We start from the raw sequence: 15,331 nt of genomic DNA, 5'->3' as shown, positions 1-15,331 counted from the left end.
CACTCCTCAGCCCTGCAGACTGAAAGCTCCAACGAAAAAACCCGCTGTGGGGCGGGCCTGGGCCAAGTTCTCACCATCCAAGATAGACGTTCGAGTGTCCTCCAGCGCCGTAGACTGCTCTCACACGCTCCCATCCTTTTTTGATCTGAAGAATTTCCAAATGTATATCAGACTCCTTCGCCCCGACTGGCGATGGACAAAATTCATGAGCGACGCTGGTGCTCATTTTGAACGCGACATCTGCTAATTTTGGCTGTCCAGAAATAATATCAGTAACAGATTCATTTAGTTCTAATAAGCGACCGAATGAATTACAGTCCTCATTGAAAAAGAGGTCTTTCCATCTATTCAATTGCGCATCATAGAGCACGCCGAGACAGCAATATGGAATTCTATTGAATGTCGCTCGCTGGGGATACCCCCAAAATATTATGCAATACCTCGTGTCCGGCCAGTTCATAATTAGGTCACCGACACACGCTTTCATAAAAAGGAGAGTTGGTGGATGTCTCAACTCTCCGGGGGTGCGGACAGCGGAGCAGAGATAAATGGGGACAGGGTTATTTGTAGGGCCTTCATAAGTAGATAGTGAAGGCTGACCAATATCAGGAAAATAATTATCGTACTCTTCCCCATCCTCCTCCTCGCACCTTCTCACGAGCCATCCGAGCTTCGTTAAGACCTTCTCCCATGTATGCACCCAAGTTAATCCCGATATCGTAAAGCTTGATTGCAACCGTCGCGGGTCAGAACTCCAATGTTGCGAAATCGACCCGATTAGCTGATCAATATCTAAGCCCTGATAGTTATCCGAGAAGGTTGAGTCAATGTTGTAATTAATGTAGTTGTCATCTGACACTTCGAAAGGGCATAAGAATACACCCTTCATAGACGGGGACATAGAACTGATGAAGTGCCTTGCAGCATCATTATCCAGATCGTAATATCTGGTTAAAATCAAGACGTACCACTTTTGACGTTGCAGGAGAATTTTTTCGCCTACCTCCTCGTCATATTCGCTCGCTTTAATTCGCCCGATTGCTAGAGTAAAAACCTCCCAAGAAGAGAATCCACAGAGGCGAGTGAGCATTTCTCTAGCGCGTTCAACCGACCTTAAAATTGGTGCTGCAGCAGAAATCCATTCGTCAGCGCGAGTTTGAGAGCTAAAAACATATACAGGAAGTTTCATAATGGCCCTCATAGATTCGGAACTAGGACACCACGATCCATTAATATTAGCTTTCGACAGAGAATCCGCTGCAGACCGTCTCAGCGCTTGGGCTCGTTGAGCCTGTGTATACGGAGGCTCGGCGACCGGCAGACGGCTCTGACACGCTTGGTTCACGTGTCCCGACCAGGCGGGGGTTGAAGGGCATCTGGCAGACTCAAACTGCGGCGTTGCGGACCCCGGGCAAACTGCAGAGCAGTACCTGCAGGTACTTCGGTTGAAACGGATTGCCCCCTCATGGTCTGCTGATTCGGAGTCACCACCAGCATCGAGGACGCACCATGTATAACGACTCCCGTACTGCCTTTGCTCTCCAGGCCATGCTGCTCTTCGCCAGTGCAGTGGCCTTCGCCTTTTCGGTCATTCAGATGGTGCTCACCCAGATCCCCATCGCACTAACTGAGGGTGGATTCATCGGCCTGGCCATGGGCGCCGGCACCCTCCTCGTGACCACGCTCTGCGTATCGATCGAGTCGGTAGCTCTAGGGTTCGCTTTCTTGCTTGCTTCGGAGGCGGTCCGAAATTAAGTGTGGTGCCACACTCCAGTGGCACCGAGCATGAGCCCATCACACAGGACTCACTGAGGACCCAACGATGGCCACCGCCCTTTCCTTGTCTCAATCGCCATTGACCTTCACCCGTTTCGACGTCCAGCGTTGCATGCGGGTACGGTACGACGATTGCGAAGCTCTCTACCCCATCGATGCACGCCAGAACGAGCAGGTATTGGCAGAGGTCGCGATGTACGAAGAGATTCAGTTGGAGGGACCTTCTCCACACCTGATCGAAACCGAGATCAGCGGTGACACGTTCGTGATGCTCGCTCACAACGAGTCGAAGGTTCTCGCCGCCGCGCTACTGCACGAGGACACAACCTGCAGCTGCTCGATTGGGGAATACGGCGGGGTCCGTTGGCGCGTACTCGGCCATACCGATGACGGGCTCCCACCGATCGCTCTCACGCATGGGAACTGTGAGGGATCGATTCGCCAGATCGCGGCTTCGCTTCAAGCACTACTGCCGGCGGCCGCGCCCAGCTTGAAACACGAGACGTACGCCGCCTCGACGGCTGATGGGATCGAGTACGGATTCACATTCAGGATGGTCCAGGGAGAGGACACCATCTTCGACCTGGTCCTGGGCGTCGTTGGTGAGCACGCCCAAGGCCAAATCAAAGTGGACCAGGCCAAATACGAGTGGGCTGCAAAGGCGATCACCGTTTTCGCGCCGCCCACACCATGACCAAGGTCTAAGGTGCTACCCCTACAGGCGTAGCAGCCACTCCTGCAGCAGCCCCTGCAGCCTCTACCGTCTTGCCACAGGAGTGCTCGGTGCGTTTTGCCAGAGCAGCGAGTGCCAAACAGGATGTGTTCAGGCGGGCGAGAATTTGACCTCGCGCAGTATCGTATGGGACACCAGCCATCTGAACATATCGGAGCTGGACCATTCCATCCTGGTAAGCGGACGCATAGAGTTTGTCCACCCCCAGATCTCGAACGAGCTTGGCGCCATTCTTGATGCGGTCCACGGTGCTATTGAGGACGAGCATTCCTGTCACCCCCCGTATAACCGGCTTCGTTGCCGCATCGACAGTGGTCACGATGCGGAGAAAGACGTCTACCTTATCGACCTTATAGAGGACCTTGCTCCGAAAAAGGCTTCCGCTATCCCCAGCAGGCTCCGTCCGTTCGTTTTCAAGCACGGTCAATCCTTCAACAGATGATGCGATCGCCCCCATCAACTGATTGGCGTCGTCGGCCGGGGCGTCCGAGTACACAGCGAAACGCCTAGCGCCATAGTGCGCAGTGCTACCCAAGAAAAGATACGCACGAAGGAGGCGCAGCTCACGGCCTGCCTGTGTGTCGGGCTCAGGATGGTAGGCTTTCACACAGTCCTGCCGCTCTTTAGGGGGCAGATTGGCTGGGCACGAATAGGCGTCCAGGGCCTCATCAATGGCCTGGACATCTAGCTTAGGCAACTGATGGGAGCAGCCGCTGAGTCCAACAACAGCGGCAAAAAGGGCGAGACGCCCCAGTCTCAGGTAATTCGCCATAACGACCACCTCCATTTGTTCGTCTTGTTTGTAGAGCGTCGCCTCAACAGATGCTAGGTGAGGGAATGGAGGTGTGCCGGGAGAATGAGGCGATAGGCCTCTATCGGCCTAGAAGCGCGCGGATTTCTGGCAAGGTTTCGTACACGACGATCGTTCGGAGACCCCGCGCAACTGAGGAGGAATCATCATTCTCAATCACAGAGTCATCCGGCTCATTCAGCGTGAGGCACGTCGCCCCTCTTTGCTGATGTTCAGTCTGCTGTTTGAGGCCGTTCGGCCGAGCGTCAGGCCTCAACTCGACCATGCTTAGGATGTTCGAAGGCCTTATATCAATCTCGCAATGTCCATACGAGGCCTGGGGATTGCTCGAGTCTTGAAAGACATGGAGCGTGATCCAATCGGGGGACATGATGATCTCCTGAAAAACTTGAGACACCGGCGAAGGTTCGAGAACCAAGAGTAGCCGAAACTGGACCAAGGACTCTTCGCCAGACTCTGCCCGATGCTCTGACCGTTTACGAAAGGGAATCAAGGTCTGTACGTGCACCTTTTCCCTCAGTTGAGGCTCCGCGTTTCGGAAGCCATCACTCGTTGTCGCCCTTATCGTACCCAGTGAGCGATGGCCCGGGAGCGCCACTCATGTCGTAGAGTTCCTCGAGCGAGTAATCCCCTTCACCCACCACTGCATTGCGGTGGACTCCTGGTGCTGCCTTTGCGCTGCTCGCCCATTGAACGAAGTCGCGTAGGAAGAACCCTGCAGCAGCAACTGCGAACACCAGGAAGGCGATCAGCACACCCTTCGCGAACAGGACGACGGCGCCGATGCCGCAGGCAGCAAGGAGCCCCATGACCACCCCATGGCCCGAATCACGGACGTGGCTCAAGCTGCAGGCGAAGGACAGCATCAACAGCAGTGCGCCCACCCCCAAGCCAAGGTCGACGGCCCCTCCTTTCTCGATAGTCCCCCACACTCCAAGGGCCACGGCACCTGCAACGGCAAGAATGTGGCGCACCACGTTCAGCGGGGTGTGGCGAATACCCTCCTCTAGATCCCACAGTATCTGGATAGGCCTGGCCATCTGCGGTGCCCTCACCAACAAGGCCAGGCTGTCGACGGCCTCCACCAGATTGTGCGCAACGGTTTTTGAGGCCTCGGAGACAGCCAGGTCCTGGATCAGTCGGACGCAGCGCTTCAGCTCCGGGGAAGCGCGTTTCATGTAATCGACCTCGAAGTCCGCTAGATCGATGCTGCCAGCTGACAGCCCCAAGTAGCCCGCCAATAGGGCTTCCGCGCGCAGTGCTTCCTTTTCGACAATCAACTTCAGATTCATGGCTCTATCATCCCAGTCCGACGCATGAATACAGGCTACCGCAGCGTTCCCATGTGCAGCCCCCAACAGCCGGGGTCTACTTTCTGAGGTTGCCGGCGAGTTGCATCGCGCGACTGTCCTGGACCCGGACCAAGCTCAATATCAGGCTGAACCCATCGAGATCACCGCAATGACGGTTCAGGTCCTCGTAGGCCTGCGTCGAAATCGTGATGGCAAAACCGGTCTCCTCGCCGGCGGCGAGGGCAGGCAGGTTCAAGAGAATTGCGTCGAAGAGTGCCTTGGCGGCCGCCAGCTGCCCCTCACCGGCCGGTCCTTGGGAGTGGGTGCGCGCAGTCCGGTCCCTCATGACCTGCAGCGCTTCAGCGTCCAGATGCGCCAGCTTAGCTTTAGCACCATCCCCCAGCGCCAGCCCATCGACCTCGGCGAGATCTGTCAGGGCACCGATTCTGCTCAGCACCCTGCCCACGTCACCGGGCTCAACATCGCCGCTCTGATCAGCATCGAGCTCGCGCAGATGCTCAACCTCAGCCTCGACCACCTCGACTAGAGATCGCTCCCAGCCGGACATCCTTTCCTTCTCGTGCTCACCCATCAACAGGCTCCATTGCTGAAAACTGGAATCGAACCCCGGCTTCCGGGGTGATACAGAAGCTCGCTTCCCAGGCCAAACCACCATCGGCGTTGACCATCTAACTCCACTGACTGCGGGCCCGGATGCAATCCGACACGCCGCGCTGAACCAGTGTTGGGTTTTCTCCTGGAAGCACGCCGGTACGGATCACTAGACCAGCCAGGTGTCAGCCCAAATGCATGGGCCGGCGACTGCGATCTGGTCAACATGGTGCCGGGGGACCAGCATGTCCTTGAATCCTTGCTCCTCCCCCAGGATGAGCACGGAGCCGTCAAACTGACGCTGCAGACGTCGGGTGCAGAGTTGGCCATCGAAGTCCAGAACGTAGCGCCCGTCCCCTTGGAGTGCCGCGAGGGAATGGTTGAAAACCACCGTTTCCGCCGGCAACGACAAAGCGGAGAGGTCGGTGGTTTCGACGCCTTTCCGTTTCAGCTCCGACGTCAGCAAAGGAAGTGCCCCTATCTGCTTGGCGCGTGCGCGCCATGAGCCATGCCCTCCAGCACAAGTGCTCTCGTAGATCGGGACAAAGGCAAGATCGCTCTCGGTATGGCCTACCGGAGCGTCCACACCAAAGGCGAGCCAGGCAGGGGAGCGTCCGCAGGCCTTGGCCAGGCGATCGAGGCGATCCAGAGTTGGGAAGGTGCTACCGCGGAGGTAGCTCCACAGTGCGCCCTCAGACATCTCGCACTGCTGAGCAAAGGCTCGCGGTGATACCCCGTTCATGGCCACCTTGAGGCGCGCACCGAAGGCATCGATCCCCTGATTCGACGCAGAAGCCATGTCGCGGGCCATGTGGCTTTCATCCTTAGGGTTTTTCAATGGGTACTCCTGGTGTTGGTCTGAGAGCGGGTGACAGGCGAATCCTCGATCTTCTGCGGAGTGCTCCAGTCGAATCGGAATCGCCTGGCGGGCGAGCCGAAATCAGCCCCAGGCACGACCCGACAGCTACCCCGCTTTCTGGTCAGGAGCTCGGTGACCAGCAGAGTCGTCTCTTCGGTGCGCGGCGCGCGGAAGCACTCGACGTGAACGGTGAAGGGTCCCCCATCGGCAGACTCACGGGTGATCTCGCCAATCCAAGGGCCACCAATCTTGCAGAGAACGACTCCAACTCGCCACATCCGAGCCACCGAAGCGATCTCCTCGAAGCTCTGCCCACGTGCCCCGTAGTTACGCTCATCGACGATCACCAAATCCCCCCGGTCGGGGCGAGTCGATGTCAGATCGAGTGCCTCTCCCGGGAGATGTTCACCTGGGCGCCTGGTACTCGATACTTGGAGGCAACGATTCCCATATTCGGACTTGAGCCTGTTCCAGACATGCCCCCACGATGATTCGGATGCGACCTGATCGTTATCAGCCGGTAGATCGTAAGCCGACACGAGATGAACTCGGCCGCGGGTTTGCGCCAGGAACTGCTCGGCAATGAGCATTGCACTGATCGACTTCCCGACTGCTACAACACCTGTCACCGAGATCAGCGGGCGCTGCACGGTTATCGACACAAGAAAATCACCGCCGGCGGACAGAGGGAGGGTGAATCGCGCCAGCAGTTCTTCATTGTCTTGGCTTGCCAGGTACTCCTGAACTCGATTCCACGGCACCGGTGCCCCATGTTCTGCAGCAGCCCGATCGAGCGCTTCATGGAGTGGTATCGAGTTGGCCTTGGCGAGTTTCTTGGCGTCCTTCTTGACCTGTTCGGTGGAGGCGCCGGAGGGGAAGCGATTGGAAGTAGTCAAAGCATGCTCCTTGACGGCAATCTTGTGTCACGCCCACTAGACACACTGCCGGGAGGGCAATGCTTCAGCATGAAATCCTTTAAGCCATGGCCTAAACCGGCCTTCGCCCAGGGTGGGCGTGCGAGCGCTGGCCAGCGCTCAGGTGCAGATTACCGAATCTCAGCGTCGGTTCAAGGAGCGAGCGCTCACGAATGATCCGCTGGAGCTGCTCCACGCTGACTATGGCTTCTGCCGGGTCTTTGGGTATACCGGACAAATCACCTGGAGCGCTGGTGATACCTGGATCAGCAAGGATGAGGATGACTTGTGGCTGGACGACGATCAGCCAGCTACTGAAGACCAGATTCGTGAGCTGATCAACCGCGCTGGAGGCATCACAGAGCTGCATTGCGATGAGGACCCGACTCGGTCGCGGGAGATCAGTCCCTCTCCGGCCACGGGGCCATAGCCGTCCCGGGTGGGGCGATTCGCCAATTGCCTGCCAGCGATGAACGCCTTACTGGAGAACCACCGGCTTGATGCCACGAGGCAGGCGATCATGAGGCCGGTGGATCTTGACGGCCACTGCCCACGCATGACGCCAGTTGTATGTAGACCCCGACGTGACGCCCCCAGAGTCAGCCTGGACGTCAGGGTGGGTCTTGAATACCTCCGTACTCCGGCAGTTCCTACAGCTCACTCGCTGCTTTTCCCGCGTTCCCGAGACGTAGTGGTTGTTCCGGCCGCAAGCCACTTTGCCGGTGGCCACGCTGAAGTGAGTAACCATGCTGCCCCTTATCCCATTCAGATCCATAAGCGCCTCGACCAGGTGCCAAGGCTGTTTGGGGTATCGCGTCAAATACAGACAGTATCGCCGAACCTGTTGAGATGCCTACCTCAGCAGCTCCAATGCCAGATTCTTGGGAAAGCATCCCAGGTGGCTCGGCGTTGATCGGTCACAGCTATTCCGAAAAAATGGCCGCTGTGGTTGCAGTCGCTACCCCAACATGGTCGCCCTCTAGCGCTCGGCCCCAAGACGAAGCCCTGCGCTCGCTGCCAATCGAGGGCGTCGGCGCGCTTAGGTTGATACCGCGGCTGGATCTAGGAAAAGTTGTTCAAACTCGCCCGAATCCAAGTCGAAGTCCGATTAACGGCCGATTGCTTCACCGAATCGCTGCCGAGGTCGAAACGAAGCGCAGACCGTCTACCGTGCCGCATTCCTCCCGAATTGAGCATCGAAGTCTTCACCGAACCGGTAATTCAACAATCAGTTGAATTTACGTACGTAAACAGGTTTAATCGGTCTCAAGAATAACCCCCACGCCTCGGACGGGACCATCGGTCTCGAAACTGCGCACCAGGGGGTTAGCTTTTTCTAGGGCCAGAAAAGCAGGATGCTCAGGCGTGCCCCACCCTCGCAAACCTTACGCCAAGCCAGCCAAGAACGTCCCCGCCCTCCTTCGCCATCTGCGCAGCAAGGGCCTATCCACCCGTGGACAGCTAGCCACCGCCACCCAGGCACTGAACTTCGTTGGCTACCACCGCCTTCTGATGTACATGCGCCCGCTGCAGGACGCCAATAAACAGTTCTACCCCGGCGTTTGCTTCACCGACGTGCTTGCCCTCTACGAATTCGACCGCAAGCTGCGCCTGGTCTGCATGGATGCCATCGAGCGAATTGAGGTCGCCTTCCGCGCCGCCATCTCAAACACCCTCGCCAACGACAAGGCCTGCGGATCGCATTTCTATCTGGATGCCGTGCACTTCCACTCGATGACAGGGCACCGCGAATTTTTGCGCAACGTACTAGGCATGCGTGACAAGGTGCTGTCGGTCGACCACTACTACACCAACTACAACAGTCCCGCCCTGCCTCCGGTGTGGATCGTGCTGGAGCAGTTGTCCATCGGCCAGCTCTCAAAGCTGCTTAGCAGCTTGCACCTGGACCATCGCAAGGCGATCGCCAGCTGCTTCGGGTACAACGAAGAAATCCTGCAGTCCTGGCTCAAGAGCACTACCCTCCTACGCAACCTCTGCGCTCACCATAGTCGAGTGTGGAATAACAACGTCGGCGCCGACAGCCCCAGGCATGCCAAGTCCATCGTCTCGGAATTCAATCAGCAACAGCGCGACCAAGGACGCGTCTTCAACCGCTTGGTGGCCATCCAAGCCCTGATGAACGTCATCGACCCGACCTCCGACTGGAAGCAAAAACTCAAAGTGGTCATCAGCAGCCTTCCGCTCGGCAGCATGAACAAAGCCGGCATCACTCCCGCCGTGCTCGGCCTAGTCATCGGCTGGGAGCAGCGGCCTTTTTGGCAGTGATGACAGCCTGGCCAAGAAAACGAAACCTCGCGCGGTCGCCTTTCCCCAATGGCGACCCAGCACCAACCTGCAAAGGGATTCCGCATGAACCACTTCGCCCTGTCGCTGCTCCTGACTTCGCTGCTTGCCTCCGGCGCCACCGTTGCGGACGAAATTACTGACACGTTCGGCAATGTCGACCCGGCGGTCAGGGCCCGTCTTGAGACTCTCAAGGCTATGCGGAACCCACCTGTCGTTGAAGCCATCAATCTGTACTCAGCTTACGGAAGCAATGAGTTCGCGGCCGACAAGGAGTTCAAGGGCAAGTACATCGTGGTTGCTGGGATTGTCACGAACCTGAGCAAGGACCGCCGCTCGCAACAGCCTGTAGTCCATCTCAACGGGCTGCGGAAGGAGCTGTACACCCCCCAAGAGGTTCTTGCCAGCTTGTTTGAGGCTCAGTTTGCTGAGGGTAAGGACGGAAAACCCGTACTTGTACCTCCTACTGACACAGCTGCGCAGATCCGGAAGGGGCAGGAGGCTCTGCTGCAGTGCAGGGTGACCGGCAAACAAGGCAACTATTTCGTTGGGGCAGACCAGTGCCTGGTGCTTCAAGTAGACACGCCCAAACAGCGCCAGCAGTAATCGCCAGAGTAACCGTCCCATCGTTTACTCTCGTGCCCCTTCGCGGATGGGTGGAAACTAACGTCTCGCTTTGAGCCGGCATCGCGCTGCTCTACCAGTACCATCGTGGCCAGTATTGGCATCGAGCAGAACCGATGGAAAGGGACCTGCAGGAACCTGCTGATGAACACTGGCAGACCCGCTGTGGTGTACAGAAGATCATGCAGACCGACCGCTTCGGTTGTGGCATTGCATGCCTGGCGATGGTTTGGGGAAAGACATACGCCCAAGCCCGCGAGCACTTCATTTCCCAAGGACTTGGAGTACGCCGCGGTTGTCGCGTGCCCTTCTCCACCAGCTCTGGGGAGATGAGGATGGCACTGGCCACCGCGGGCCTGATCACAGCAACTCGCCGTTGGAAAGGCTGGTCAGATTTCACCGGTCTCTGTGTTCTGAAGGTACGCCACAAGTCCCCCAGCGGTGCGGACGCCTGGCATTGGGCTGTAGCTTTCAAGCACCCAGAGTTCGAGATTGGTGTCTTCGACCCGCACCGCGAGTGGCCCGGTTTCCAGCAGATGCCCGAGGACACTATTTGCACGCTTTGGGAGTCGATCCGTCCGTTCGGGGACATTCTCCTGGTGGAGCAAACTTTCCCGCTGGCGCGCCCGCCCCTGCCGGCGCACTGACTAAGGGGTAATAATGGGGCGAAGCTGAGCTCAAGGTGGACCAGCATGCCCTCGTTACGGCGAAAACCCTATCTCCTCATCACACTCCCTGCCGAGTTGGCCGATCGCGTTTTAGCCCTCAATTCGATAGACACGACGGTTCCGCTGAGGCACAAGCAGCGAAACCACGACCATACGGAAATTCACTGCATTTTGGGGGCGTTGAAGTGCGGCCGCGACCTTCCTCTGGCCTTCCCCGCCGAGATTTTTCACAGCGATCGGCCGGACATCGTGATCAAGACCCCGGTGGAAACAATCGGCGTAGAGATCGTCGAGGCAGTCTCGCCGACGTTCGCCAGCCTTGAAGTGCTTCGTGCAAGGACCCCGGAGGCGCCTTCTATTGCCTGGGCAAGGAAGGAGATTCCCGGCTCCCCTCAACTGCCCGCCAAGCAGTTAAAGCAGATCCTCGAGGAGGAGATCCGGCTTGAACAGGATGAAAGCCTTCGCCATCTTCAGGGAGGAGATGGCTTCGCCGGCGATGGCGCCGTCGCTTGGGCTAAGGCGATGGCTCATTTTGTTGGCCAAAAGATGGAGGGCATTCTGAAGGCAGGATTTAGGACCTACGATCGGAACTGGCTGCTGGTCTATGACAACTGGGGTGAACAGCCAATATCTCAAGCCCAGGCTGATGACCAACTGCAGTTGGAACTGCAGCTGGTCGGTGCCTTCACTGTCTATGACCTGGTGCTGATCCTCAATGACGAGGCGCTGGCTTGTTTCAGCCCTGCTGGGCACTGGCGGAATAGGAAAAGTCGGTAGCCGCTTCCTGGCTCATCAGTCGATAGCTCGCACCGGAAGCTTCAGGCAACCCCAGCCGGTACCACCGGCCATCACCACCGGCTGAGCGATGCCGTCCATGTGCAGTTCAGGGAAATCACAATAGCGCTCCATTGCCCGTACAAAGCGCATAGCCAACTCGAACCCACAATCTTGGTGCTCAGGCACCGGCAGGCTCTCGCCCGGCACTACATCACCCACCACACTCCCAAGCGACTTGGATGTAGCGGCTAGAGTGAGATGAAACGCGCTATGGCCTTCAATGAAGCTGCCGAAGATCGAGGTCTCGATCTTGTCGATCACCTGGAGTTGAGGTTGCCGGAACAGAACCACCGCGGTGGTCTGCTTGCCGCCCGTGGGCGAAGTGATCCAGTTGTAGATAGCATTCGTGGTTTCGTCTGACGGCAGGTACGGATCAGGTGTCATTCCAGTGAGGAAGACGGGAACGGCGCCTAGCTCCGGGTCCTGAATATCACCTAGGCGTGAGATAGGCAGGCCCGGAGGGATGCCGAAATCGCTCCCGTCGTCCAGTTTCAGTGCCCAACCCAGGTGTTCGAACATTGCCAAGTAGACCCGGTCGCAGGTGTAGGTGAACGCCCGGATGATGTTGTCCTCAGTCCCCGGGATCAGCGCCAGGTTCTCGGAATCGAGGCGATCAAGGATCTCGCCCAGCTTGTCGGACGGGCGCTCACCCTCATCGTACAGCGCGCCTTCAGCTGCAGCCCGCAGCGGAACCAAGTCATACGACCCCAGGGGGTTCGCCCACAAGAACGTGTTGGCGAAAGCCGGCTTCACACCGAACTCATGGATGAGGATGGCGCGGTGCTCGGCGAGGCTTGCTAGCCTTTGGGCCGGGTTCCTCCCGATATCCTCGGTGACACAGTGCTTGGCCGGATTACAAGCCGCAACCATGTCGTTCCAATGAGGCCAACCGGAGAGCCGGAGAAGAGCTTCCCGGCTACGGTATTTCAGGCCAGGCAAATAGCCGGCAAGGCACGCTACCCAGGCGAGCGCATAGTCCTCGGCCGGGAAGACCATCGGATCACGACGATCCACTGCTTTGATGGTGGTCACGAACAAACTCCTCGAGGTGCGAGCGATTGGCTCACGCACCGTTCTCCTTCAACCAGCGCTTCTGTAGCTCGCTGCCATGCACCCTGACGAACGCTTCCATCTCGGAAGACAACGGGCGTTCAATCCAAAAATCACCGTACAGCTCCAGGAATCTGGGCCATCGAGCGCGCACAAGGCCCTGCCGGCGGTAGGAAGGCGCCAGCCAGATCCAAGCCAGTGCCCATTCGCTGCCGTACTGATCGGCCTCAGGTCGCCGACTGAAGGCACAGGCACCAGCAATGGTGCCGTCCTGCCCCGCCGGGATGAGGTGACCACGCCAGTCGACAGAGGCCTTCGCAGTTCCATTCCCCGGCCACTGAATGAAGTCGTAACCGAAGTCCTCCCGAAAACGGGCTGCGCGCCTGAATACCTCCCGATGCATCCACTGCGGTTGCTGGGGGCCGACTTCCTCGCCTGCGAACCCGGTCGTGAGTTTGCCGGCGAACAGTCTGTTGGGGGGCGGATCAAGTACCCGCTCAGTGGCCCGGTGGATACTACGATGGGCAACCCGGTCACTCCGGCTGCTGGCTAGATATCCGAACCCACAGTATTCGCAGACCTTGAAGTCGTTCCTTAACTCGCGATACCGGGCACCGCGCACCTCAAGGTACAGCGCCTCTTCACCCTGTAGAGTCAGGGTCACTCGGTTACCAGCCTGATCCTTGTGGCTTTTCGTTTCAGGAAAGCCTGGCCGAACAATCGCGCTGGACTTGATGACCTGCTTCTGACGCTCACGAGACTGCTCATAAGTCCAGATCCGGTACTCGGACTCGGTCATCACCGGTTTATTGATGAGCCGCTTCTTCAGCTTGGCAACCAATCGTTCGGGGAAGACCCGGAAGCCCAGGCTCTCCATGTAGATCAGGAGTGCGACAGCGTCTGCAGCACAGAAGCCCTGAAACAGGAACACCTGGTCATCGACGTGTTGGGGCTTCCGGCACAGGCTCGCTTCGCTGATTCTAAAGTAGGCCGCTAGCGCTGGCGCATAGTGCCCGGCTTGTCCCCAGGCTCGGCGATCAGTGGCTGTAACCAGGTCCTGGAAGTCGGACCGCTCGATCGAGTCGTTATCGAGGAGTCTCTGTTCGACCTCTGTGCACCTACTGCGAGGTGAAGGCACTGTACCGCCTTCGGGATGCTTCTCCGAGAGCAGCGCGAACAGCTGCTTCAGGTCATCACTCGAGAATTCGCCCTTCAACAGAGCACCTCTACGTCAATCGAAAGGATGGTTGGGGATAGGCGAGTCTAACGTCCGCCGGCGGATTTCAAAGAGGACGTCCAAACGCCAATGTGCACACTCCTCTCTCGCCAACTACCGTGAATGTGCCACCACCATTCAGAGGTGTCTCATCATGGTTGCCCCAAGGAAGAGGCTCTACGTCTTCTGGACCTACGTACTGATGATGCTTGCGCCGATGGCGCAAGCCTTCGCAGAAGAAACTGCGAAGGCACCGCCACCGTTCGGGCCGACCACGCTTAAGGAATGGTTCGATCTTGCGGGCGGTCTTACGGCTGCATTAATTGCGATTGTTGGGCTATTTCGAGGCCTAAGAACTGCAGAGGAGTCGGTCAAGCAGCGGAAGGAGGATCACCGACAGCGCCAGCTCGCGGCATCGCATGACATGATCAACGAGGTCTTCTCTGACCCCCTGGCGCGAGCAGCCATGCGAATGATGGACTGGTCAGGCCGTACCTTCACTTACGCTGGAAACCCCTATGTCGTGCATTGGAATGAACTCCGGCCAGCACTTGCGGTGGCGCAAAAAGGATTGGGCTTCAGCAAACAGCAGGAATTCATCCGCGATGCCTTTGAGGCATTTTTTGACCACATGCTTGTGCTCAACCACTTCATAGATCGGGAGTACCTGAATGCCAAAGATGTGGCGGTGCCCCTCAAGTATTACGCCCAGGCCATCATCCGGTACCCCACAACGTACGATGAATTCCTGCAGGAGTATGGTTACAGCGAGGTCAAGGTCCTACTCGCTAAGCTTGCAAACCTGTGAACGCCTAAACGAAAAAGGCCGGCAATTAGCCGGCCCTTCTGGTTAAGTGCGGCGGGATTGAAGCCGTTTCCAGCCCCACTCCAAGGCTTTCCCTCCCAGTCTCAGCGAAGGCAACAAAGCCGAGTCCCAGATCTCTGCCAACGTGCCCTTACTCACCCGGCCAACAATCGGAGTCTGGTCTCGCTCTTCTTGGCGGGAGAACGCAGCCAGCTTGGCGTTGACTCGCGCGTACTCGCGTTCGAGGAGATCCGCGTCCGCGGAGAACGCTACTCGCTGTGCATACACCGGCTCTCCTGATGCGGAATAGACAGTCTGCAGATAGTTCGGGTTGTCCCGGCTGGGCTGGCTCGACCGATGGATACGGAAGTTGATGATCGCATTCGCCCCCCGTGCCTTGGCGCAGTTCACAAGCTCCCGCTCGGCATCGCCGGCGGACATGAACGCGCCAATGAGAGGGCAATGCACGCTGCCGATGATCTCGACATCACCACCAGGGAGGACGTCCGTAGACGATACGATGAAGTTCGTGAGGTCGACGTAATACTTCGACGGAGCCTGGCCGAGGCTCGCAGCCATAGCAGCGGGGCCCTTCTCTGTGGCGGTAGGAGTGAATTGCACCTGCTGACCAGCATCAGGTATCTCACCACCGCGGACCTCGCTGATGTGTAGGAAGTAGGAGTTGCCATCGGCTCCGTCAACGAAGCCAAACCCGCGCTCAACGTCGAAACGCTTCACGTAGCCGGTCATCTCCTCAGCAGTGTTCAAATCCTTACTCATGGCCACGATCTCCAGTCGTCACGGTAGGGATTGTAACGGTCCGGAGCATA

16 protein-coding genes are annotated in these 15,331 nt (G+C 57.9%); 7 read left to right on the top strand and 9 right to left on the bottom strand.

Features of this window, described 5'->3' with window-relative positions:
* Positions 1–70: 70 nt before the first annotated feature.
* Positions 71–1,189, bottom strand: a complete 1,119-nt coding sequence (locus ACNFIA_RS17385) for a hypothetical protein (protein ID WP_416787013.1) — start codon at positions 1,187–1,189, stop codon at positions 71–73.
* Between the two features lie 320 nt (positions 1,190–1,509).
* Here ACNFIA_RS17385 and ACNFIA_RS17380 point away from each other — a divergent pair, with 320 nt between their 5' ends.
* Together ACNFIA_RS17380 and ACNFIA_RS17375 are read left to right on the top strand one after the other, a co-directional pair.
* Complete coding sequence (locus ACNFIA_RS17380; protein WP_416787010.1) at positions 1,510–1,755, top strand: hypothetical protein; 246 nt, start codon at positions 1,510–1,512, stop codon at positions 1,753–1,755.
* Between the two features lie 67 nt (positions 1,756–1,822).
* Complete coding sequence (locus ACNFIA_RS17375; protein WP_416787008.1) at positions 1,823–2,470, top strand: hypothetical protein; 648 nt, start codon at positions 1,823–1,825, stop codon at positions 2,468–2,470.
* A 7-nt stretch (positions 2,471–2,477) separates the two neighbouring features.
* Here the strand turns inward: ACNFIA_RS17375 and ACNFIA_RS17370 are convergent, their stop codons facing one another.
* The 5 genes from ACNFIA_RS17370 to ACNFIA_RS17350 all read right to left on the bottom strand — a co-directional run bounded on the left by ACNFIA_RS17370 (position 2,478) and on the right by ACNFIA_RS17350 (position 6,979).
* Complete coding sequence (locus ACNFIA_RS17370) at positions 2,478–3,281, bottom strand: hypothetical protein (RefSeq protein WP_416787006.1); 804 nt, start codon at positions 3,279–3,281, stop codon at positions 2,478–2,480.
* A gap of 584 nt (positions 3,282–3,865) precedes the next feature.
* Positions 3,866–4,612, bottom strand: a complete 747-nt coding sequence (locus ACNFIA_RS17365) for a hypothetical protein (RefSeq protein ID WP_416787004.1) — start codon at positions 4,610–4,612, stop codon at positions 3,866–3,868.
* A gap of 76 nt (positions 4,613–4,688) precedes the next feature.
* Positions 4,689–5,204: a hypothetical protein gene (locus tag ACNFIA_RS17360; protein ID WP_416787002.1), complete on the bottom strand. Its 516-nt coding sequence runs from the start codon at positions 5,202–5,204 to the stop codon at positions 4,689–4,691.
* A gap of 189 nt (positions 5,205–5,393) precedes the next feature.
* Positions 5,394–6,035 carry an XRE family transcriptional regulator gene (locus ACNFIA_RS17355; protein ID WP_416787000.1) on the bottom strand — a complete coding sequence of 214 codons (642 nt, stop codon included), beginning with the start codon at positions 6,033–6,035 and terminating at the stop codon, positions 5,394–5,396.
* A 23-nt stretch (positions 6,036–6,058) separates the two neighbouring features.
* Positions 6,059–6,979, bottom strand: coding sequence for a hypothetical protein (locus ACNFIA_RS17350; protein ID WP_416786998.1), 921 nt, complete (start codon positions 6,977–6,979; stop codon positions 6,059–6,061).
* Between the two features lie 1,383 nt (positions 6,980–8,362).
* Between ACNFIA_RS17350 and ACNFIA_RS17345 the strand changes: the two genes are divergently transcribed.
* The 4 genes from ACNFIA_RS17345 to ACNFIA_RS17330 all read left to right on the top strand — a co-directional run bounded on the left by ACNFIA_RS17345 (position 8,363) and on the right by ACNFIA_RS17330 (position 11,370).
* Positions 8,363–9,283: an Abi family protein gene (locus tag ACNFIA_RS17345; RefSeq protein WP_416786996.1), complete on the top strand. Its 921-nt coding sequence runs from the start codon at positions 8,363–8,365 to the stop codon at positions 9,281–9,283.
* Between the two features lie 84 nt (positions 9,284–9,367).
* Entirely contained in the window at positions 9,368–9,907 is a 540-nt protein-coding gene (locus ACNFIA_RS17340; protein WP_416786994.1) for an OB-fold protein, read from the top strand.
* 134 nt (positions 9,908–10,041) lie between these two features.
* Entirely contained in the window at positions 10,042–10,572 is a 531-nt protein-coding gene (locus ACNFIA_RS17335; RefSeq protein WP_416786992.1) for a hypothetical protein, read from the top strand.
* A gap of 45 nt (positions 10,573–10,617) precedes the next feature.
* Positions 10,618–11,370: a hypothetical protein gene (locus ACNFIA_RS17330; RefSeq protein WP_416786989.1), complete on the top strand. Its 753-nt coding sequence runs from the start codon at positions 10,618–10,620 to the stop codon at positions 11,368–11,370.
* 15 nt (positions 11,371–11,385) lie between these two features.
* Here ACNFIA_RS17330 and ACNFIA_RS17325 read toward each other — a convergent pair whose 3' ends face one another.
* Positions 11,386–12,462, bottom strand: coding sequence for a hypothetical protein (locus ACNFIA_RS17325; RefSeq protein WP_416786987.1), 1,077 nt, complete (start codon positions 12,460–12,462; stop codon positions 11,386–11,388).
* Between the two features lie 31 nt (positions 12,463–12,493).
* Positions 12,494–13,696 carry a GNAT family N-acetyltransferase gene (locus ACNFIA_RS17320; protein WP_416786984.1) on the bottom strand — a complete coding sequence of 401 codons (1,203 nt, stop codon included), beginning with the start codon at positions 13,694–13,696 and terminating at the stop codon, positions 12,494–12,496.
* A gap of 154 nt (positions 13,697–13,850) precedes the next feature.
* On the opposite strand from ACNFIA_RS17320, the gene ACNFIA_RS17315 reads away from it, so the two are divergent.
* The gene (locus tag ACNFIA_RS17315; protein WP_416786981.1) at positions 13,851–14,504 is read left to right on the top strand and encodes a hypothetical protein; all 654 of its coding nucleotides are present in this window, start codon (positions 13,851–13,853) and stop codon (positions 14,502–14,504) included.
* 42 nt (positions 14,505–14,546) lie between these two features.
* On the opposite strand, the gene ACNFIA_RS17310 is transcribed toward ACNFIA_RS17315, so the two are convergent.
* Positions 14,547–15,281 (bottom strand): cold-shock protein, encoded by a 735-nt coding sequence (locus ACNFIA_RS17310; RefSeq protein ID WP_416786978.1) that lies wholly within the window; start codon positions 15,279–15,281, stop codon positions 14,547–14,549.
* Positions 15,282–15,331 lie beyond the last annotated feature (50 nt).

Origin of the sequence: Pseudomonas sp. NY15437, from assembly GCF_048068435.1 — a bacterium.
In the GTDB taxonomy this organism is placed as follows: domain Bacteria; phylum Pseudomonadota; class Gammaproteobacteria; order Pseudomonadales; family Pseudomonadaceae; genus Pseudomonas; species Pseudomonas nitroreducens_B.
This window is presented reverse-complemented; position numbering and strand designations above follow the sequence as displayed.